This window comes from Polaromonas sp. P1_G2, assembly GCF_056405515.1.
Map to the genome: position 1 here is coordinate 1 of NZ_JBFUBY010001013.1, position 483 is coordinate 483.

Here is a 483-nt window from a genome sequence, read left to right on the forward strand (position 1 = left end):
CTGCTGACCGGCTATTTCCATGAAATGGGCGTGGAAAAGACGCTGCTGAAGGCGATGCTGTCGACTACGCCCGACAAGATCCGCAGGCTGGCGCCCGACGAAATGCTCGCCATGCATCTGATCACCGAGCTCAGCAATAGCGATCTGCTCACCGACCCGACGCTTTGCCGCGGCGATGCGCCGGCGGCCAATTGCATCATGCGCAATCCGCAGCCGCAAACGATCGTGACGCCGCAAAGTCCGCCTACAAGAACGTAAATTCGCAGAATTGAATGCTCGAAATCTGCGAATGAGTGGAATGGCTTATTCGATTTCGTCGGTTCGACCTCTTTAAACCTATAGGGGCGGTTCCTACGTCATTCTCGCTATGTCTATCAAGGCAACTCCGATGTGAGACAATAAGCGCGCAATTCCGCCAGGGGACGGCGGCGCGCGCAACATCTTCCCAAACCTCCGCAGTCTGATCATTGCGCGACCTATGAC

1 protein-coding gene is annotated in these 483 nt (G+C 56.1%); it reads left to right on the forward strand.

Annotated elements, in window-relative coordinates; genetic code table 11:
- On the forward strand, nt 1–258 hold a 258-nt coding region (locus AC1D0P_RS28815), incomplete at its 5' end, for a hypothetical protein (RefSeq protein ID WP_477679860.1).
- Between the last annotated feature and the right edge of the window lie 225 nt (nt 259–483).